We start from the raw sequence: 20010 nt of genomic DNA on the forward strand, positions 1-20010 counted from the left end.
CAGTAAAATTAACCAGTATTTAGTGAGTGTTCAAGAAAGAGGCATAAAAAAGCTTAGAGCACTATACTCTAAGCTTCGGTTTAACAATATTTATAGTTCAAGCCAGGGATTGGATGCACTGCGGTCCTTCATTTTTGGGAGAATTAACGAAGTCGCTTACATCGTAAGCATCTAGATCTTCCATCTGCAGCTGCTCAATGAAATCCGCCGCTTCATCAGCCCCCCATTTGACGGGTTCAATCCATTCATCCTGCTTTTCTTTAGGCAGAATGACCGGCATTCTATCATGTATCGGATTCATAAAATCATTGGCTTCCTTAGTAAGAATTGTACATGTAAACATCTCTTCCTCATCTTTAGTCCATTTATCCCATAGGCCGGCAAACGCGAATAGCTTCCTGTCATTTAAAGTTATCCGTTTTGCCTGCTTGCCGTTATCGGTACGCTGCCATTCATAAAAGCTATCCGCAACTATGAGACATCGTTTTTTCCCCATAAGCGACTTAAAACTTGGTTTTTCGTGAGCTGTCTCACTTCGGGCATTAATCATTTTATATCCGATCTTCGGATCTTTCGCCCAAAACGGCACGAGTCCCCATTTTAAATATCCTGCTCGCTTTTCTTTACCATCATGAATGATGGCAAGCACCTTCTGCCCTGGAGCGATATTATATCTTGGTTCATAATTCGTTATTTTGTATTCGAGTCCGAATTCCTTTAAAATTTCAACTTCTTCTGCTAATAATGTGTAACGGCCACACATAGAAAAACCTCCATTCCTTTATAAACGCTCCTCATTACCCTTTGACAAACCATTCATCAAAAAATGAATAGTACGATTTATCTCTGCTTCATCGTTCCAGTCTGCCTTAGGCATAACGATAAACCTTGTGATCAAGAAGCCAAGAATCGTTGTTATCGTAAATCTGATAATTGCTTCTGATGGATAATTAACCAACTGTCCCCTAGCCTGAAAATGCTTGATTGTTTCATCAAAACGTGGAAATACCTCTTTTTTAAAAACATCCTGGTAGGACTGTTGAATTTCCGTATGAAAAGCCATCTCTTGAAGCAGTATTTTTATTAATGGCACATTTTTTTGTGCAAATTCGAAGCGATTCCTAATGATTTTGCGCAATAGTTCTTCATAATCTGCAGTTTTTTCGTTGAATACCTGATTGACAAAATGTGTCGCAAAAAAGGGGACCGCAAACTTTGTAATAACCGGTTTAACAATAGTAATAAGCAGTTCTTTCTTTGTTTTATAATGACGAAAAATGGTCCCCTCGGCTACCCCAGCCTTTTTAGCAATTTCACTCGTAGACGTAGAGGCATAACCTCTTTCCGCAAAAATTTCGATTGCAGCTTCAAGAATCTTCGCCTGTTTTGGAGTCAATTCGGCATCTTTTCCGCCCGCTTCTATCATTTGATTCAGATAATCTTTTTCATCCACCAAAGCTTCCTCCTCTTTCGGTTAAATTATAGCTTTCGATGCCGTTTCAATGCCAATATATTTAATAGGATAAATAATACAGAAAAACCGATGAGAATATAGACTTCATCTAAGAAACCATGAATCCCTTCCCCGCGTATCATGATATCTCTCAAAGCCTCACCGCCGTAGGTGAGCGGCATCACTTTACCAATTGCCCTCAGCCATGGCTGCATCGTATCTAAATTGAAAATCCCTGAGAAAAATACCTGGGGCACGATTACGAGGGGAATGAATTGCATCATCTGAAACTCATTATTAGCATATGCTGATAGCAGTGTACCTAAACTCAGTGCTGCCATTGCCAGCAAAAAAGTGATAAGCATTACATACCAAAACTCTCCTGTCATATATATGTTCAACACATAGATCGAGAAAGCGGCAATTATGATTGATTGGATTACAGTGAAAACTCCGAACCCCCCCAAATAACCAGTAACTATTTCCCATCGTTTAAGCGGGGTTGCCAACAATCGTTCCAACGTTCCTTGTGTTCGTTCTCTCAAGAACGAAACACCTCCTACTATAAATACAAAAAAGAAAACAAAAAAGCCAATTAATACAGGGCCGACGTTATCAAATAAGTTCAAGTTTTCTGATCCATGCAAAAACTCCACCTTTGTTTGTGGCACAGGTTTATCAGAACTTTCTTTCATCGTTTGCTGAAGCACTTTTTGAACGGCACTGTTAGCATTGGGATCACTTCCTTCAAGTAATACTTTAAATCCCGCTTCATCCCAAGTAAGCATCGCATCTAACTCTTCATCCTTCAATGCTTTCTCTGCTTCCTCCATGGCCATAACATGTATTTCTGCTTCTTGTCCTTCCAGAATTTCAATGATTGGCTCCGGAATATCAACCACTGCAATATCCGGGCTATAACTATCCCCATCAAGCACCAGCCACATTAATGTCAAAATAAACAAAGGAGCTACTATCATGAGTGCCATACTTCTTTTATCTCGGCGAAATTGATGTAGTATCCTTTTGATAATTGCCATTACTTTCATTGCCCCACACCCCCATAATGCAGAAATGCTTCTTCTATCGTTGCTGCATTAATATCTTTCTTCAATGAGTGTGGTGTCCCCTGTGCAATAACATGCCCATTCCGTAATAACGCGAGTTGATCGCATTTTTCCGCTTCATCCATTACATGCGTGGTCAGAATGATGGTCGTACCCTCGTCCTTCAGAGCATTCAATTCTTCCCAAATTGATTTGCGCAAAACGGGATCTATTCCGACGGTCGGTTCATCAAGAATCAGTATCTCGGGTTTATGCAATAATGCTGCGGCTAGTGATACCCTCCTTTTCATACCACCTGAAAATTTATCTACTGGTTTATCGATGTCATCGGACAGACCTAATACTTCGAGAACCTCCCTTATTCTTTGCTGTCGTTCAGCTTTAGAAAGTCCGTATACGGAAGCAAAAAAATCTAAATTCTCTCTTCCAGATAATTCCGAATATAAAGCATCAGATTGGGCCATAAAACCAATATGCTTCATTTGCTTCAAAGAAGGCATAGTTTTTTCCAGGACAACAGCGTTTCCACTTATGGGTTTCAAAATACCGACAATAATTTTCACTAATGTTGTCTTACCGGAACCGGACGGGCCAAGTAAACCAAAAACTTCCCCCTTACCAACTGACAGTTGAATATCTTTTAAAACAGTCTCCTTCCCAAAAGAATGAGAGATATCATTAACCTTAATAACAGCTTCCATGTATACACTTCCTTTCTACACTATAAAATATGAGTGAGTACTTACTTTTATAATAACATAATAATAGTGAGTACTCACTCACCATTAAAACGCTAATTAAAATTAAAAAAAGAAGCTCAGCATTATTAATTCCGAACTTCTTTTAAAACTATATGCCTTGCTATTAAAGCTGGTATTACATTATTAAATTACTGGTATTAAAACCCCATTTTTCGGTTAATTTGTCCACGATAGCGTCGGAATACACCAGAATTCTTCAACTTCCTTTGTTCCATTATCAACTGGAAACGAAGCTGTTTTTCACTTAACTGCTGCATATACCTCGCTTTTTCTTCTGGCTCTCTGCAGCAGTCGACCAATTCCTCTAACGACACGATCTCTTTTTTCAGCTGCATTTCTTCTGGTATCATATTGGCGTTTTTTAAGATTTTATAGCTGTTCCTTAAGTCGGCTGGTACATGTTCCATATCATCTTTCGGAAGCGGCTTCCCCTTTCCAGGAAGGTTGTCAAAATCACCACTCCGAATCGATTGCTTGATCTTCTCTTCTACAATTGACGTGAAATCCATGTATTTTTCCCCCTTTTTAAAAGGAAATCTTTTAGATATTATACCATGCTCGCTTTTACTTTTTTTCCAAGAGGCTTATTCAACAATAGGGGGCCGAAAAGTCGACTTGATTTCGAGATGATCGTGAGAGTTTTGGGGCGTTGGGGAAGGATTCGCTTTCCGCGGGGAAGACGGCAAGCCTCCTCGAGCTAAAGCTCTGCGGGGTCTTGCCAGTCTATCCTTTCCCGCAGGAGTCTCACCCTTCCCCCACGCCTCTTGCCATATAAGACACTCGAAATCGTGTTTAAAAAGTCCAGCCCTATTTTGTGATTAGAATCCTATTACAATAGTAAATTGACCGTATATTTCTGATGGAAGTTTCGAGAAACTAACGAAAGTATGGTGGCTGGAAAAGCGATCCGTTTTCTCAGCCACCATAATCGCTACCTAACGTCTCGAAACTGAGTCTTCAGCAATTGGGAGTTTATATGTAAACTCAACGTTGGGATTTAATTGGGCTTCTCATAAAAAAAGCCCGGCTCAAGGCCGGACTCCATAGCTGCTATATTATTTTCCAATAAACATTTGTGTCCATACATTGCCATTCTCTACATGGCCAACACCGATGTGAGTGAAGTTAGGGTTCATGATGTTCTTACGGTGTCCTTCACTGTTCATCCAGCCATTGACAACTTCTTCTGGGCTGCGTTGTCCTTTGGCGATGTTTTCACCAGCTGTACGGTAATCAATGCCATATGCTTTCATCATATCGAATGGAGAACCATGTGTCGGGCTATTATGAGAGAAATATCCGTTAGTAGCCATATCTTGTGACTTGTCACGGGCAACTTTACTTAGCTCAGCGTCAGCTTCAAGTGGCTCAAGACCTTGCTTTTGACGTTCCTGGTTTGTCAATTCTACTACTTGTTGTTCGAATTGACTCAACTCGCTGTTTTGCTCAGCAGCTGGCTGTTCAGCTGGAGCTTCTTGTGTTTGTTCTTGTTGTTGTGGTGCAGGAGCCTGCTGCTCTTCCGCCGGCTGTTCTGGAGCTTCTTGCTGCTCAGCAGGTTGTTCCGGAGCAGGGGCTGGAGCTTGTTCTTGCTCAGCTGGCTCCTCTTGCTTAGGTTCTTCTTGCTTAGGCTGCTCTTTTGGTTGTTCTTTCTGCGGGGATTGCAGTTGATCCCATTGAATGTTGTATTTATTCATTACATCTTGCAACAATTTATTTACATCATCCTGGGAGAAAGAACCTCCATAGGATTGAATTTTATAGAATGCTTTAATAGAAGGTGCCTGTTGCTCGCCTCCAGCATGTGCGTCTGCTGTAAAAGCACCACCTAGAAGCAATGCAGTTGATAATGCGAATGCAGTACTTACTTTCTTGAACATGCGTTGATCCTCTCCTTTGGTGTTTTTTGTACATTATCATCATAGCATCGCTTTTCTGTAACATTATAACCAAAGTTTTCCATTGACTAATTATGTAAGCGGTATCAACAAAAGAACCCTATTAAAGCAGTAACATCGAATAAATTATTTAGATAATTCTCTGGAAAAATACAAATAGACTGCTAGAATTTTCATAAAAAAAGCCGTTGACAGGCGTCAAAACGGCTTTTTTATGTTACGCTATGTTACTGTTTTGTTACAATTTGCGCTCTAAAGAAGCCCGCAGTCCAGCAGCCAAGGCTGGTGTCTCTAATATTCTGGAGATTTTTTCTTTATTTTCACGATCATGGAAAAGAACATCATTCACATCAGATACAGTAATGTACAATGGGTCCCTTTCCTTCAAGATTAATCTGTCTTCTGGATTTACAAGTCCTTCTTTAACTACCCGCAAGTAGAAACCCGAAAATCCTTTTTCAATCATTTGGGTGGGGAAATCAGTTAGCCCGTACTTTCTGGCAATGATATAACAAGGCTTCCGTGGCTCGGAAACTTCAAGTTCTGCATCCCCAAGCAGGTATCTGTCTCCTATGGCAGATTCCCGTTCATCCACACCATCAACCGTCAGATTTTCTCCGAATGATGGAAAGGTAAATGTTTGTTTATAATGCTCTTCCCAATGTTTGTAGTGTTGGGCGGGATAAAGACAGACCGCTTTGTCCGGCCCTCCATGGTTTTTCTGATCCGCCTGGTAATCCCCTTCAAAATTCAGCCTGCTTAACCAAATCGGCTCTTCTACTATATTCTTCTTTATTGCTGTTTTCAGTGGTCCTTTTTCTGTATCTAATATGACAGGCTTTCCGACACTGATAGCTTGTACCTTATACTCCTTCACCCTCTAACTCACTCCTTCGCTTGATCCAGGCAGGTAAATAATCATAACTCCATACATCACTTGGGTAGTCAACAAACAACTCTTCCCCATTTTCATACAAGGCCTGCATGATTTCATTTAAAGCACCCATATAATATTCATACAAAAATTCATAGCTGAAAGGTTCATCTGGCATATGATTCTCAGCACAGACTTTAGGATTGGCGTAGTTGAGATAGGTTCGGCAAGGGATCGGACGTATTTCGTAAGCCATGCACGTTTTTGTCTCAGGATCAAGCATAGGACATGGCAAATCCAGCCGCTTATAATTCAGCTTCGTTTCTGAATCCTGAATGTCCATATTCAACGCGGTATCAAGTTTCACCTGGTGTTCGTCAAAATAGGAGTCCCAGTGCTGATATATTTTTTCTTTCCGCTCTTCAGGAAAATTCTCAATTTCTTTCAACATGATTTTCGCTTCCATTTGGGTCACGATAATCGGAAAATAGCAGCAAAACGCACACCCCTTGAAGCAGCTAGCCTTCATACCAGCATAGTCTTCCATTCGCTCTATTTCATGGTCAACCTCGCTCAATAAACGCTTAAAACCATTTAAGATGACTGAATTTGTATCCATTTCACTATCAAGCAGTTCTTCTATGATGTTATCGAAAAATGCCGGGTCGACCTGATAGTTTTGGTTCAGCCGTTCACATTTATCGATTATGTCCTGGTGTTTCAGATATTCCGTCATGAAAATGCTCCTTTTTCAGCTACAATTGATTTCTTCCATTATACATCCATATTTATATTCAGAACCACCTATGAAATTTTTCTCTTGAATTTCTTTAAAAACCTTTCATCCCTATTTTTGAGATGTTACAATGGCACACGCATTCGAAAAAAGCAGATGACCAATAACACAGAAAGGATGATAGGGATGCACGTAGGAAGCAAAGGCTGGTACGTAGAAAAGTTGAAAGAACATGGGGTTAATACAATCGAAGGAAGAAAAGTGGAAAAGTTTAAAAAGCACATTCTTGCAAACCTATTAGCCGAAAAAGAAGATTAAGTTTATACTAGGGCAGAGGGATTTTTTTCTCTGCCCTTTTTTTAATTATAATAGTATTGATGGATTTCCTATCATCTACCCCCGAAAATAGTAAAAATTGGTCGAATTAATATTAGAAGAAATCTGTCATCATTGGAGGTACTTTCTACATGTTTGCAACTGCTGAAATTGGTATTGATTTAGGAACTGCTAATATATTAATCTACTCGAAGTCCAAAGGTATCATTTTAAATGAGCCTTCCGTGGTAGCTTATAATACGGATACAAAAGAAGTCGTCGCTGTAGGGAAAGAAGCAAAAGAAATGGTCGGAAAGACACCGAAGAATGTAATTCCGGTCCGTCCTTTGAAAGATGGTGTCATTGCTGATTACGATATGACCGCTCAAATGCTGAAAGAACTATTGAAGAAAGCAAGTAAACAGGCAGGTACTTCCATGCGGAAGCCGACCGTTGTTGTTTGTACACCATCCGGTTCTACTTCTGTCGAACGTCGTGCTATTCACAACGCGGTTAAAAGCTATGGAGCCAAAAATGTCCACTTGATCGAAGAGCCGATTGCTGCCGCTATCGGCGCTGACCTTCCAGTCGAAGAACCGGTCGCTAACGTTATCGTAGACATCGGCGGGGGAACAAGTGAAGTAGCCATCATTTCGTTCGGTGGCGTTGTTTCCTGTCGTTCTATCCGTACGGGCGGTGACAAAATGGACGAAGAAATCATCCAATACGTCCGCAAAGAATACAACATTCTTATCGGTGAAAGAACTGCAGAACAAATCAAAATGGAAATCGGTCATGCGTTGATCGACCATAAAGAAGAAAAAATGGAAGTCCGCGGCCGTGATATGGTAACCGGATTGCCAAAAACGATCGAGCTGGGTTCTAAAGAAGTACAAGGAGCATTACGCGAATCCCTTGAACAAATTCTAGAGACAATTCGTGCTACCCTTGAAGACTGCCCGCCGGAACTAAGCGGTGATATCGTTGATCACGGTGTTATTTTGACTGGTGGCGGAGCTCTATTAAAAGGTATGCAGGAATGGCTTTCTGAAGTGATTGTCGTACCCGTACATCTGGCACCAAATCCATTGGAGTCAGTAGCTATCGGAACAGGGCGCTCCATTAAAATGATTCAAAAACTACAAAAAGCCGCTAAATAATAGGCAGGCGAAAAACAACTATCAAAGCAGAGCAGCAATTGCTCTGCTTTTTTGTGTATAGAATGGTTTATACATCCTATAGAACAGGAAAGCTGATAAAATAGGACTAGTAATTTTTTTAGAATAGGGGTGAAAACGAATGGTCTCAACAACATTAAAATGGGTGACAGGTATATTAGAAGGTCTGCTTGCTATCCCTATTGCAGGCGGGTTGTTTATTTTAGGATCAGGCTGGCAGCCATTGTTGTTTATGTTTGTCCTCCACTTGATTACTTTAGTTTTTTCTGTAAAAGACAGTCGATTCAGCGCAGGCAGTGTCCTTGGACTGATTACTAGTGTCGTCGGTGTCATTCCGGGTGTTGGATGGTTCATGCATACCATTACAGCAATCGTATTGATCATTGACGCATCCATATCTTCTAAGGCGATGAACCGGGCAAAATAAATAGTTAAGGCAGGCTCGTTCCACTATTCGGAATGAGCCTGCCTTATATAAGGGTAAGGTTAACGAGACATCCCTCACATAAACCAGACTGCAGGACCTTACTGTACATTTTAAGGATCTTATTAGACCACCTTAGCACGGTTGGTAGTTTTTCTATGATAATCGACGAGCTTCGTGCTAAGATAAGGATAAAGATTTCGGAGGTGTAAAAATGAAGATTCTAGTAATCGGTGCAGGTGCCTTGGGAGCCTACTTTGGCGGTCGCTTGCACGAATCCGGTCATGAAGTTTCATTCTTAGTACGTGAACGGCGGGCAAACCAACTGAAACAAAATGGAATTGAGATACATAGCCCGCATGGAAATTATAAAATAGAAGAGCCTGCTATTATCCGAAACGCAAATGAAGCGGAAGATATTGACCTTGTCTTTCTATCAGTGAAAGGTTACCATCTTCCCGGTACAATTGATACGTTGAAAACACTCGTTGACAAAGGGGCAAAGGTACTCCCGGTTTTAAATGGAGTGGAACATATTTCTGTCTTGCAAAAAGAATTAGGAGAGGAATCTGTGATCGGAGGTCTTTCCTTCATCATAGCTACCCTTGATGAAAACGGACATGTCATCCACTCTTCTCAAATACATGACTTGATCTTTGGGGCACTCCATCAATCCCAGCAAGAAGTAGTAGATGAACTGGGAATTGCCTGTGAACAAGCAAAGTTCGATGGAAAGCTAAGTAATAGTATTTTAAAGGAAGTTTGGAAAAAATACATGTTCATCACAGCATTTTCCGGCATTACGACTGCAGTCAACCTGCCAATCGGCGAGATTCGCAAGCATCCGGAAACCTTCCATATCGCCCGTAAAATCCTTGAAGATATGCAGCAATTGGCCAATAGCCATGGGTTAGAACTTACCGATGCACATGTAGACAAAGCTTTCGAAAGCATGGAGAACTTAGGCGAAGAAGCGACTTCTTCCATGCACCAGGATCGTCGAAAAGGACTGACTTTAGAAGTCGAACATCTGCATGGCGGTGCTTTGCGTCTTGGTGACACGGTCGGTTTGAAACTGCCTTATATCGAAGCCATATACGGCATCATCAAACCATTTGAAAATCCCTGAACGTAAAAGGAAGCCCGTAGTTTCGGGCTTCCTTTCCTGTTTATATGCTTATCCATTTTTCATAGCAATTATAACGCTGACAGTCTTTCGGCCTGTGGGTAAACTCCACATATCCCCGCAGTTGAAAATCATTGTGCAGGTATAATCGGTTGGAAACAGGATTGCCATCAAAGGCATCAAGCCGGATGCTTGTGTATCCACGCTGCCTCGCATATTCCTCACACCACTCAATTAATTGGCGTCCATACCCTTTTCCCTGATGCGGTGGAGAAATGCACAAGCCATGAAGTACGAGTGGTTTTCCAATAACATCACGCCATTCTACCGTTTCCCATTCAGGAGTTTCTGCTTCATTTAGAATGACTGCACCCATGATATTCCCGCCTTCTAACATCACATATAAATCATTCTGGTTAAGCGCTTCCTCTACAAACGCCTGGCCAGGATAATTTTCATCCCATTGAAGAATCGATTGAGCTGTCAAAACTTCACCACAAGCCTGATACAGAGTAAAAATCTCTTCCCCCTGATGCTTTTCCGCCAATTTGATGTCCGTCATGTCTCTTCCCCTTTTTCATTGGTTAAATATGATAAACTGATAAAGAGTATGATTTTACCAGTAAATCTATGTTTCTATAATTTTAGCATAATTCTGATGAATAAAAGTAAAAATTTCGAGGATGGACAACCATGGGTTTTTTCACAGATCGAACCAAAAAACAAACAACATATGAAATTTTCATGCTACTCCTGGCTACGCTTTCCGTAGCTACGATTTGGAAAAAGACAGGCTACGACAGCTACATCGTCTGGACGACATGGGCCATCTTTTTCCTGGACTTTCTATACCGCTTATTTAATAGCAAAAGTAAATGGGGATTCATCAAAGAACATCCCTTCATAGTTATAGCAGCGATACCATTGGATGCCGTGTTTCAATTTGCCCGGTTTGCAAGAATCCTCCACTTGTTGAGACTCAAGTCGATTACCAAGTTTTATACGAAACCAATTATTCGATATTTAAAAGGGCAGCACTTGTCGCTGGTTGCCGGATTAACTGCGATTGCCATTTTCCTTGCCATAATCCCGCTGTATCAATTCGAATCAGGAGTGGAAAGCTATTGGGAGGCAATGCTCGGTGCCCTTACTGCCATTACCTTTTTTGGCAGGACAGCCTTTGAGCCATCCACTGGAATCGGTCAAACGATTGTAGTAATCCTCACGATTTTCGGCGTAATCTTACACGGTCTTATCATCAGTACCGCTTTCGATATGCTTTATCATTCTAAATGGGTGCAATCTTTTGTAAAGAAATTGAAAAATAGATAACGTTTAGGATTTTATAGAAAGAGGTATATTGCACATATAACGCTGAAAGAATGAGGTGAAAAGGATGGCTGAAAACCAAAAGAAAAAAGACCGCCAGCAAAAGGGTATGGCTAGAAGGAATCAGCCTGAACAAATCGAGTCAGATAACGAAAGCTTGTTGGACAAGCATGAAGATGAACAACTGACTGATCCCATTCCTATGGATGATTTGAATAAAGAAATGAAGGAAGAAAAGAAAAAAGATAAAACAAAGAAAGATTCAGGTTCACAAGAAAAATATCGCCAGGACTATTAGAAAAACTTGGCTTATCGCCAAGTTCTTCAGGCAAAAGAAGACTAAGAATATAAAATTTGTCGCATTAGTTTGGGAGTTTGATTCAAAAACATTTTGTTGACAGGATGCTTATTTTCCTGTAGTATTGTCGTTTGTAGCTATATAGCGAATGGAACGTTGAAATGTAAAGATACGTTAAGAGTGTAGTATGATCGAACTCTTGACGGACAAAACTGGCATTCTGTGCTAAGTTTTTGAAAGACTTATTCACACTGGATCGGCTTCGGAGCCGTAAGGATGCAAGAGAGGTAGGGCTTGCGTCGTCTAAGTTAGAAAACTACCAAACGGAATTTGAACCGCGGCATAATAAAGAGACACACATTAGAAAAACTTGGCTTGTCGCCAAGTACTTATGGCGAAAGCCTTAGTATTTTCTTATACTTTAATCCTTCAAAGTTAAACTTTTTTAAAGTATAAAACAACGTGTGCAACATAATAAAGCATTTCCAAACGTTTAAAACTACAAAGCGGGTCTGACTGATGTCGGATCCGCTTTTCCAATGGGTTCAAACTTTCATATCAAAACGAATGCTTTGATTTTTCAATTCCTGAAAAATCAGCGTATCTTCCATATATTCCAGTCTGGTAAAGGGATGGAACCTTTCAAGCATAGTGATTTGTTCTTTGATGTAATCGAAGGGACCGATCCCTTTGTATTGATTGTTTATGTAAATTTGGCAGCGGTTTTGATTCAGGTAATGAAGTCGAAAGCACCGGCCATTCACAAACGCTACATAGGTACCATCTAAAAGTCTGATCATTATCCCCATCCTCACTCGTTCTTAATAATGAACTTAAATTTATTATATCCCTTACAAATTAATAAATAAAGCGTTTTTGTTCTTTTTAGAGAATTAAAAAACACAAAAAATGCCCCAACATTCATATTGCTTGAGGCATTTCTTTTACTACAATATTTCTTTCACCCTGCCCACCTGACCGTCTTGAAGGCGGACTTTTATTCCATGGGGATGCTGGGCTGATTTTGTTAGAATATCTTTTACTACTCCCCTGGTGGTCTTCCCAGTCCTTTGATCCTGCTTTAATACGATATCTACTTCGGCTCCCTGCTGAATATCTTTACGGTATTGCCCGCTTTTACTCATTTGTTTTCACATACCTTCCTATCAATATCTTCTTCTATTGTGAAGGTATTTGTTCTTGTGCGCAACTTAAAAAGGCCTTTCTATCCGGTTTGATCGCATTCCTCTATTTTTGAGCGTAAATTGAAAAATATGATTCTAACCGTGAAAATAAGACCAAACATTAAATTAATGTTCTTTAATTAAGCGGACCGCCGCTTTAGCGTCTTTTAGTCATAAAATACAGGAACCAGACGCCATGGTTCTGTTCATCGGATGCTGCCCGGCGGAATGTCTGCTGGATAAAAGGATCGGTAGATTGCTCGGCAATGTCCTGATAAAAATCAACCGTATCCTGTTCATCTTTGAAAGCTGCTTCTATTCCCCTCCGATAATTAGTCGGGCAGTCCTCAATCTGCTGTGGGTTCGGCTGTCTTCCCGTTAAACTTCTGTATATACGACTAAATTGCCGCAGGTGTTTTTCTTCATCCCTTCGGATTTCCCTGATTTGTCGTTTTTCTTCGTTTGTCGGTGCAAGCTCAATCAATTTAGCATAACACTGGACCGCCGTGTACTCCCCGTTGATGGCCTGAGCAATATTGCTGATCAGCTGCTGCTGATTTTGCCGATCCATCGGCTGGTAATACGGATAATAATAAGAATAATACATGATACCCTCTCCTTTTTATAATACATGAATTCATGATATCCCTTACCTTTTTCCATTAACATCCAGATTAATAACTAAGTTTCATCGGTGAGGTAATTCAGTTCAATCTGTCTTAGCTGACCAATCAATTGCTCTGTAGAACGTTCTGCTTCTTCCAAATCCAACCGGCACTTCATACCTTTATTCTCTATCAAAATTTGTTTCCAATAACAGATATTCATATGGGTATAGGCGACCGACTCCTGCAACTTCCTAAATGCCAGCCGGGCCTCTTGATGATTTAGGTTCTCTGACACATCCTACACACTCCTTTTAATGGTGCTGATGTTTTACAGGTATTCTCGCTCATATTGATAGTAGCTCGAACAGATACCTTCTGAGGAAACCATACAGGGACCCAAGGGACTTTCCGGTGTACAGGCAATGGCGAACAGCTTACAGTTAAATGGTACTTCTTTCGCTTTCACTATATCTCCGCATCGACAGTCTTTCACATTCCTCGACATTGGTTTATCGGTCACAATATTTTTTCGTACATCAAATTTTTCAAATTCCGCATGGATGGTCAGTCCGCTGTCTGGCAGCTTACCGAAACCTCTCCATGATGGTGAATGTACCTCGAAAACTTCTTCTACAAGCTTCTTCGCTTGTCCATTGCCAAATTCCCTAACATGTCGAGGATAATTATTTTGAATAACATGCGAGGATTTATCAATCTCTTTCAGTAATAAAACAACTGATGATAGCAGATCGATTGGCTCGAATCCACTGATAACGGTGGGTACTCGAAACCTTTCTAACCGCTGCCAGCCATGGCGTCCAATTATTACGGAAACATGCCCCGGCAGCACTAAACCATCCAGTTGATGTTCCTTATCCATTAGCAAAGAAGAGACTGCTGGAGGTGTCAGCTTGTTTGCAGGGTAAACAAAATAATTTTTAGTCCCTTGTGCTTTCGCTTTTTTCATCGTCTGTGCAATACTCGGGGCGGTGGTTTCAAATCCGATACCTAAAAAGACAACCCTTTTGTCTGGATTCTCTTCAGCTATTTCAAGCGCTTGTGATGGTGATTGGACAATACTTATGTCTGAACCTTCTAACTTTTGCTGATAAAGGTTGGAATGAGTGCCAGGCACCTTCATCATATTTGCAAAGGTCGTGACGATGACATTTTCACATTTGGTATAAGCAATCATCTGATCAATATCACATTGATCGGTCACAGAAACCGGACATCCCAGACCGCTAACCAGGTTGATATATGGAGCAAGCAGATCCCTTACCCCAGTTTTAGAAAAAGCTTCCGTATGAGTTCCGCATACTTCCAATAAATTAATTTTCCTGCCCAATGCTTCCCTTTTTTCTTTTAAAAGAGGCTCAGCTTTTCTGAAAAGTCGCTTGAATACGGGACCATTTCGATAGGACATCAGGTTCATCCTTACAGCTCCTCTCCATAAATCAAACGAGTAAACCACCTGTGCTTAATCTATTAGCTGGATCACTTCCGATTCATATAAGCCTATGACGCCATCAATTTATTTCCTCTCTTTCCATGGGATTTGAAGTATTCTCTACATCTTCAGCCATAGTAGATTCTATGTAAATCTATTGATTATTATCACTCGTGCGCCTTTTGGCTGATTTTCTTCTTTTGACTGAAAATTCAGTGTATAAAAAATGTATGCAGGGTAAACAAATGCTAGACTATTAGACAAGGAAAGGGGAATGAAAAATGACATTTAAAGCATTTCGAGTCAACCAGGATGGAGAGGAATTTTCAAGAGGGATAGAAAAATTAGAGCTAGACGATTTGACGGAAGGCGATGTTGTAATCAAGGTGCACTATTCCAGTGTCAACTACAAAGATGCGATGGCAAGCGTGAAAAACAGTAAAATTGCGCAGAAGTATCCGTTGACACCAGGGATTGACCTGGCAGGAGAAGTAGTTGAATCGAATTCCGAACAATTTCGTGAAGGAGACAAGGTAGTTGCTACCAGCTACGACATCGGGGTCTCCAAAGATGGTGGCTACAGTGAATATGCACGGATTCCTTCCGAATGGATCGTCGAACTGCCGGAAGGAATGACATTGGAAGAGTCGATGATATATGGAACAGCCGGATTCACTGCTGCCTTATCGATTCACCGTTTGGAAGAAGCGGGTATAAGACCGGATGACGGGCAAATTCTTGTTACCGGAGCAACTGGCGGCGTTGGCAGCATGGCCATCGCAATGCTTGCCAGACTTGGATATAGCGTAGTGGCCAGTACCGGAAAAGAGAGTGAACACGACTACTTAAAAGAGCTGGGGGCAAAAGAGGTCATTTCCCGTGAGGATGTCTATGATGGTGGAAAAATTAAACCGTTAGACAAACAGAATTGGGCCGGGGCCGTCGACCCGACGGGTGGAAACAACCTGGCAGCCATTTTAGGTAAACTTCAGTACAGCGGCGCTGTTGCAGTAAGCGGTCTGACTGCCGGTACTGATGTACCAGCTACCGTCTTCCCATTCATCTTGCGAGGCATCAGCCTGCTCGGAGTTGATTCCGTCCAATGCCCAATGACGATTCGCAGACAGATTTGGAATCGGATGGCGACAGATCTTAAGCCGGAAGAACATTTTGGTAATATGAAAAATGAAGTGACGCTGGAAGAATTGCCAGAGACTTTAAATACATTGTTAGAAGGAAAAGCACGCGGAAGGAATATCGTGAAGCTGTAACAGGAAAAAGGAGGAGCTGATTGATTCTCAGCTCCTCCTTTATTAATTACTCTTCACCGTGATAATAACTTCCAGTCAATGTATCCCAGAAAGAAGTATCGGCATTTTCTATTGACCCATCAGCAATTGCTTTTAATGTTGCTTTCATCGTTACGACACCCTGTTTAATCAGGTAGCCATTACTCTTTTGACCAAGGACATAGTCTTCGCGGTAATGGTCAGCCATACCTCTCATTTCAAAAAGCAAAGTAGAAATTCCATACTCATTTGCTAATCCATTCCGGCTGATTGTATTGGCATTGCCGCCCGGATACTTGGACAAAGTACCATAACCTTTTGATTCTACAGCATCATAGACAACTGCACCAAGTTGCTTGGACCCCTCCAATACTTCCAGGTCGACATCTTCATTCGTCGGATAAAGAATTGAACCGGACACAAGCGGGCCGTCTTCCCCTTTTGTCACCTGTGTACCCTGGTGATGGAGGTCAATCATATAGTCTGGCATATACTTTGCAAGTACATTTTCATGAAGTGCCTTTGTTTCTGGCTGCTCACGATCAACGTGATCCCGATTAAGGTCTACTTCATTTGCGTTATAGCGTGTATGTGTTCCTGATACATAATCATCCAACGAGAAGTTGACATCGCCTTCCGCACCATCAACATTGAGACGAGGTGCAATCAAGACATTTACGTTATCTAATATGTTCTGTACTTCTTTACTGTTTGTGCTTAAGTATTGAATCATCTTTAAAGCTGCTTCTGTTGTCAACGTTTCATTCCCATGCTGCTGGGTCAAGAATAAAATAGTCGGATTTTCTTCATTCTCCCCAAACTTGGCAAGGTATAAATCGCGGTCTTTTACAGACTGCCCATATACTTCTAATGTCAGGTTTTCAGACTGTTGATCGATTCTCTCCAGGAGATTAACCATTTCACTATACGAGTGCAAGCGTTCGTTCTGAATAGTTTCATTTCCATTGTAATTCGGACCGTTCGCGCTAACAGAATCCACACCTGTACCTAAGGCGATACCTGAACTTAACAACACACCAGATAAAGCGATATTCAATGCTTTTCTTTTCACAAACATGCATCCTTTCGTCATTTTATTCGGGTTCTCTTTGAGCTTTCTAGACAGTTTTAGAGGAATCCTGTCAAAAAAATGCAACTCAGGAAAAACGCCCTAACAAAAGGATACATCCGACCTATACGTCCCCCCTCTGCTATTACAAAAGTTTCAATTAGAAAAACATGGCTTGTCGCAGAGTGTTTTGCTAAAAATAAAATAAAAACAGACCTTTTGATGAAGGTCTGTTTTTATTACTTACTTGTTGCTGTTTTCATAATTGTGTTCTTTTTGAACATCTCCGTTTTTCTTATGAATGACAGCTTTGGTGCCTTTATTTTCAGCAATTTCTTTTGCACGATCAATCGCTTCATCTTTGTTGTCAAACACCTGGTCGGGCTTTTTGGCTCCTTTCGCCTGGACAGCCCAGCCGTCATCATGGGCTACAACATGTTCTCCACGGTCCAATAATTCCGGCCGGTTGTCATATTGTTTATCTTCTTCATCCCGTTCTTTCAATTCTTTATCATCGACATCTTTCATGTCATTAATTTCTTTTTGCGAAGCATTGTCATACCATTCCTTCGCCTGACTCGTGGCAATTGGAATAGCACGGTTTTCATCATAGCCTTCATCAATCATAGCATTTGCTATATCGATCGCTTTATTCCTGACTGCGCTATTTAAATTCTTCAAGGAACTTGGATAATCATTTTTATCCCACGGCATTACGTCCACCTCCTGAATCATTTGTATATTATGTTCCGCATTGATGAACTTAATAAACATCACCTGCCTGTTTTAGGCAGGTATAGGTTGCCCAGTCAATATGAATACTAGCTATGTACCACAATAAAAAGGAGTGTTTCTAATGGGTATTTTAACAGGCGATCCTAAAGAACAGCCTCTCCATTATGGGGAAGTGTTCGGAATGTGGTCCTATTTAGCTGTGGCTAAAGGAAATTACACACGTTACCAGACGTTTATGAACCATGCAGGTGATAAAGAATTAAAGAAATTGCTTGAAGAATTGATTGAAGGAATCAAACATGAATCAGAAAGCATTGAAGAAATTCTGAAAACGAACGGGATAGCATTACCTCCTTCCGCTCCAGAAAGATCCAATGCTACATTAGAGGATATCCCAGTAGGCGCACGTTTCAACGATCCGGAAGTCAGCGCGCAGGTTTCCGCAGATTTATCACTAGGATTGGTCGCCTGCAGTCAGGTCATCGGACAATGTACGCGTGAAGACGTTGCCATGATGTTCGGGCAGTTCCATATGAACAAAGCCCAGGCTGCCGCTAAAGCGCTTCGTTTGAATAAAGAAAAGGGCTGGCTGGTAACACCTCCCATGCATACAAAAGTACCTGAACCAGTTTAATCCCTGGACCAGACCATCAAAATATGGTCTGGTTTTTTCTTTTAAATATATCTATAGTTAATAGGCATATGAAAATTTTATTGTATAGAGGCAAATTTTTATGAAAAAGTGATTGCATCATTAGCAATTTTCCTGTATGTTGGTAATTAACTCATTTCAATTGAATATTCACAATTCTTATGAAGAGAAGCTGAGGGAACTGGACCTATGAAGCTTCAGCAACCTGCCTTTACGGTGAGGTGCTACATCCAGCAAATGGTTTGGTCCATTTGGAAAATAAGAAGGAGTGGCTAATTGACGGTATAATCAGCTCTTCTTCTGAAGAGCTGATTTTTTATTTTACAATAAAGGAGACGGAATGATGGGCACTTATCACCTTGATACAACACTCGCACAAACAGGAAACCGAAGCGAAACGACAACAGGAGCAGTAAATCCTCCTGTGTATTTTTCTACAGCCTACCGGCATGAAGGAATTGGAAAATCAAGCGGGTATGATTATTCCCGAACAGGCAATCCGACGCGTGATTTGTTGGAGCAGACAATCGCTGATCTGGAATCTGGCGCAGGAGGTGTGGCTTTTAGTTCAGGAATGGCTGCCATTCAGGCAACTTTTTCCATATTTGAACCTGGGGATGAGTTCATTGTTACGAAGGATGTTTATGGTGGATCCTATCGTATTTTCGAAACTCATTTCAAAAAGTTCGGCCTCAACTTTCACTATGTGAACAGCTCTGATCCAGCAGAATTTGAACAAGTCATTACAACTAGAACGAAAGGACTGTTCATTGAATCTCCAACCAACCCTTTGATGAAACAGATCGATATCACGGCACTGGCCAAGGTTGCTGAAAAGCACAATCTTTTATTAATCGTGGATAATACATTCTACACACCATACCTCCAGCGTCCGCTTGAGCAGGGAGCGGATATCGTGCTCCATAGCGGGACTAAATATTTGGGCGGACATAATGATGTACTAGCCGGATTGGTAGTAGCTCGGGATGCCAAGCTTTTAGAAGAACTACGTTTGGAACAAAATTCATCAGGAGCGGTATTATCTCCATTCGACAGCTGGTTATTGATGCGAGGTATGAAGACGTTAGGATTGAGAATGCGACAGCATGAGGAAAATGCCAAACAACTGGTCGAATTCCTGGAACAAAGTCCTTTTATTGCTGACGTTTTATATCCTGGCAAAGGCGGTATGGTTTCCTTTCGTGTTCAGGACGAAGCAGCCGTCCCCCATCTCCTCGAGCAATTGAAACTGATTACTTTTGCGGAGAGCCTGGGAGGAACAGAAACGTTCATCACTTATCCAGCTACCCAGACACATTATGATATACCGGAAGAGATTCGCAGCAGCTATGGAGTTTGTAACAGGCTCCTGCGCATGTCTGTAGGAATCGAAAATGTTGAGGATTTAACTCAGGATCTACAGCAGGCATTAGAAAACTCTCACCAGCATGTCTGATTTTCCACCTAAAAATGAGGCTGTCCCAAAAGTCCTCTTTAAAATGAAAAAACCACGAAGAAATTGTTTTTCTTCGTGGTTTTTTCATTGTGAGCTTATTTCCTCCCCGAA

25 protein-coding genes and 1 riboswitch are annotated in these 20010 nt (G+C 41.1%); of the genes, 10 read left to right on the forward strand and 15 right to left on the reverse strand.

Translation table 11 applies throughout. The annotated features are described in order from the left end of the window. Nucleotides 1-97: 97 nt before the first annotated feature. The 8 genes from FHS45_RS19715 to FHS45_RS19750 all read right to left on the reverse strand — a co-directional run bounded on the left by FHS45_RS19715 (nt 98) and on the right by FHS45_RS19750 (nt 6786). On the reverse strand, nt 98-763 hold the full coding sequence (locus FHS45_RS19715) for an SOS response-associated peptidase (protein WP_062439574.1): 666 nt from the start codon (nt 761-763) through the stop codon (nt 98-100). An 18-nt stretch (nt 764-781) separates the two neighbouring features. After that, nucleotides 782-1453 (reverse strand): TetR/AcrR family transcriptional regulator, encoded by a 672-nt coding sequence (locus FHS45_RS19720; RefSeq protein ID WP_062439577.1) that lies wholly within the window; start codon nt 1451-1453, stop codon nt 782-784. A 26-nt stretch (nt 1454-1479) separates the two neighbouring features. Continuing rightward, nucleotides 1480-2502, reverse strand: coding sequence for an ABC transporter permease (locus tag FHS45_RS19725; protein ID WP_062439582.1), 1023 nt, complete (start codon nt 2500-2502; stop codon nt 1480-1482). Then, nucleotides 2499-3221 (reverse strand): ABC transporter ATP-binding protein, encoded by a 723-nt coding sequence (locus tag FHS45_RS19730; RefSeq protein ID WP_062439584.1) that lies wholly within the window; start codon nt 3219-3221, stop codon nt 2499-2501. The genes FHS45_RS19725 and FHS45_RS19730 overlap by 4 nt, the downstream gene beginning before the upstream one ends. Before the next feature lie 197 nt (nt 3222-3418). After that, complete coding sequence (locus FHS45_RS19735) at nt 3419-3790, reverse strand: DnaJ family domain-containing protein (protein ID WP_062439587.1); 372 nt, start codon at nt 3788-3790, stop codon at nt 3419-3421. A 546-nt stretch (nt 3791-4336) separates the two neighbouring features. Further along, nucleotides 4337-5158, reverse strand: coding sequence for a CAP domain-containing protein (locus FHS45_RS19740; RefSeq protein ID WP_062439591.1), 822 nt, complete (start codon nt 5156-5158; stop codon nt 4337-4339). Between the two features lie 256 nt (nt 5159-5414). Then, on the reverse strand, nt 5415-6053 hold the full coding sequence (locus tag FHS45_RS19745; protein WP_062439596.1) for an MOSC domain-containing protein: 639 nt from the start codon (nt 6051-6053) through the stop codon (nt 5415-5417). Further along, a complete protein-coding gene (locus tag FHS45_RS19750) occupies nt 6040-6786 on the reverse strand; it encodes a YkgJ family cysteine cluster protein (RefSeq protein ID WP_062439599.1) in 747 nt (248 codons plus the stop codon). Before FHS45_RS19750 ends, FHS45_RS19745 begins: the two co-directional genes overlap by 14 nt. 186 nt (nt 6787-6972) lie before the next feature. Between FHS45_RS19750 and FHS45_RS19755 the strand changes: the two genes are divergently transcribed. The 4 genes from FHS45_RS19755 (at nt 6973) to FHS45_RS19770 (ending at nt 9832) form a co-directional block, all read left to right on the forward strand. Continuing rightward, complete coding sequence (locus FHS45_RS19755; protein ID WP_082411897.1) at nt 6973-7104, forward strand: YflJ family protein; 132 nt, start codon at nt 6973-6975, stop codon at nt 7102-7104. A gap of 149 nt (nt 7105-7253) precedes the next feature. Further along, complete coding sequence (mreBH, locus tag FHS45_RS19760; RefSeq protein ID WP_062439602.1) at nt 7254-8261, forward strand: rod-share determining protein MreBH; 1008 nt, start codon at nt 7254-7256, stop codon at nt 8259-8261. 139 nt (nt 8262-8400) lie between these two features. Continuing rightward, nucleotides 8401-8706: a hypothetical protein gene (locus tag FHS45_RS19765; RefSeq protein ID WP_062439606.1), complete on the forward strand. Its 306-nt coding sequence runs from the start codon at nt 8401-8403 to the stop codon at nt 8704-8706. Nucleotides 8707-8917: 211 nt separating this feature from the next. Then, nucleotides 8918-9832, forward strand: coding sequence for a ketopantoate reductase family protein (locus tag FHS45_RS19770; RefSeq protein WP_062439609.1), 915 nt, complete (start codon nt 8918-8920; stop codon nt 9830-9832). Between the two features lie 40 nt (nt 9833-9872). On the opposite strand, the gene FHS45_RS19775 is transcribed toward FHS45_RS19770, so the two are convergent. Then, nucleotides 9873-10391: a GNAT family N-acetyltransferase gene (locus FHS45_RS19775; protein WP_062439612.1), complete on the reverse strand. Its 519-nt coding sequence runs from the start codon at nt 10389-10391 to the stop codon at nt 9873-9875. Nucleotides 10392-10522: 131 nt separating this feature from the next. Between FHS45_RS19775 and FHS45_RS19780 the strand changes: the two genes are divergently transcribed. The 3 genes from FHS45_RS19780 (at nt 10523) to FHS45_RS19790 (ending at nt 12244) form a co-directional block, all read left to right on the forward strand. After that, on the forward strand, nt 10523-11161 hold the full coding sequence (locus FHS45_RS19780) for a hypothetical protein (protein WP_062439616.1): 639 nt from the start codon (nt 10523-10525) through the stop codon (nt 11159-11161). A gap of 64 nt (nt 11162-11225) precedes the next feature. Then, nucleotides 11226-11456, forward strand: coding sequence for a hypothetical protein (locus tag FHS45_RS19785; protein ID WP_062439619.1), 231 nt, complete (start codon nt 11226-11228; stop codon nt 11454-11456). 539 nt (nt 11457-11995) lie between these two features. Beyond that, nucleotides 11996-12244 (forward strand): hypothetical protein, encoded by a 249-nt coding sequence (locus tag FHS45_RS19790; protein WP_148349974.1) that lies wholly within the window; start codon nt 11996-11998, stop codon nt 12242-12244. A gap of 159 nt (nt 12245-12403) precedes the next feature. Here the strand turns inward: FHS45_RS19790 and FHS45_RS19795 are convergent, their stop codons facing one another. From FHS45_RS19795 to hypD, 4 genes are all read right to left on the reverse strand, one after another. Beyond that, complete coding sequence (locus FHS45_RS19795; protein ID WP_062439627.1) at nt 12404-12601, reverse strand: YwbE family protein; 198 nt, start codon at nt 12599-12601, stop codon at nt 12404-12406. A 196-nt stretch (nt 12602-12797) separates the two neighbouring features. Beyond that, on the reverse strand, nt 12798-13247 hold the full coding sequence (locus tag FHS45_RS19800) for a ferritin family protein (RefSeq protein ID WP_062439629.1): 450 nt from the start codon (nt 13245-13247) through the stop codon (nt 12798-12800). 74 nt (nt 13248-13321) lie between these two features. After that, the gene (locus tag FHS45_RS19805) at nt 13322-13543 is read right to left on the reverse strand and encodes a hypothetical protein (RefSeq protein WP_062439631.1); all 222 of its coding nucleotides are present in this window, start codon (nt 13541-13543) and stop codon (nt 13322-13324) included. Between the two features lie 33 nt (nt 13544-13576). Next, entirely contained in the window at nt 13577-14674 is a 1098-nt protein-coding gene (hypD, locus tag FHS45_RS19810; RefSeq protein WP_229717968.1) for a hydrogenase formation protein HypD, read from the reverse strand. A 305-nt stretch (nt 14675-14979) separates the two neighbouring features. Between hypD and FHS45_RS19815 the strand changes: the two genes are divergently transcribed. Next, nucleotides 14980-15969 carry an acrylyl-CoA reductase family protein gene (locus FHS45_RS19815; RefSeq protein WP_062439638.1) on the forward strand — a complete coding sequence of 330 codons (990 nt, stop codon included), beginning with the start codon at nt 14980-14982 and terminating at the stop codon, nt 15967-15969. Nucleotides 15970-16015: 46 nt separating this feature from the next. Here FHS45_RS19815 and FHS45_RS19820 read toward each other — a convergent pair whose 3' ends face one another. Both FHS45_RS19820 and FHS45_RS19825 read right to left on the reverse strand, forming a co-directional pair. Then, nucleotides 16016-17059 carry a M14 family metallopeptidase gene (locus FHS45_RS19820; protein WP_062439641.1) on the reverse strand — a complete coding sequence of 348 codons (1044 nt, stop codon included), beginning with the start codon at nt 17057-17059 and terminating at the stop codon, nt 16016-16018. A gap of 240 nt (nt 17060-17299) precedes the next feature. Then, complete coding sequence (locus FHS45_RS19825) at nt 17300-17770, reverse strand: DUF2188 domain-containing protein (protein WP_062439645.1); 471 nt, start codon at nt 17768-17770, stop codon at nt 17300-17302. Between the two features lie 142 nt (nt 17771-17912). Here FHS45_RS19825 and FHS45_RS19830 point away from each other — a divergent pair, with 142 nt between their 5' ends. Both FHS45_RS19830 and FHS45_RS19835 read left to right on the forward strand, forming a co-directional pair. Next, a complete protein-coding gene (locus FHS45_RS19830; RefSeq protein WP_062439649.1) occupies nt 17913-18425 on the forward strand; it encodes a DUF3231 family protein in 513 nt (170 codons plus the stop codon). 174 nt (nt 18426-18599) lie between these two features. Beyond that, nucleotides 18600-18708: riboswitch (SAM riboswitch) on the forward strand. Between the two features lie 78 nt (nt 18709-18786). Then, entirely contained in the window at nt 18787-19899 is a 1113-nt protein-coding gene (locus FHS45_RS19835; protein ID WP_062439651.1) for a methionine biosynthesis PLP-dependent protein, read from the forward strand. The last annotated feature ends 111 nt before the right edge of the window (nt 19900-20010 follow it).

Source organism: Thalassobacillus devorans, from assembly GCF_011761345.1.
Classification (GTDB): Bacteria; Bacillota; Bacilli; order Bacillales; family Halobacillaceae; genus Thalassobacillus; species Thalassobacillus devorans.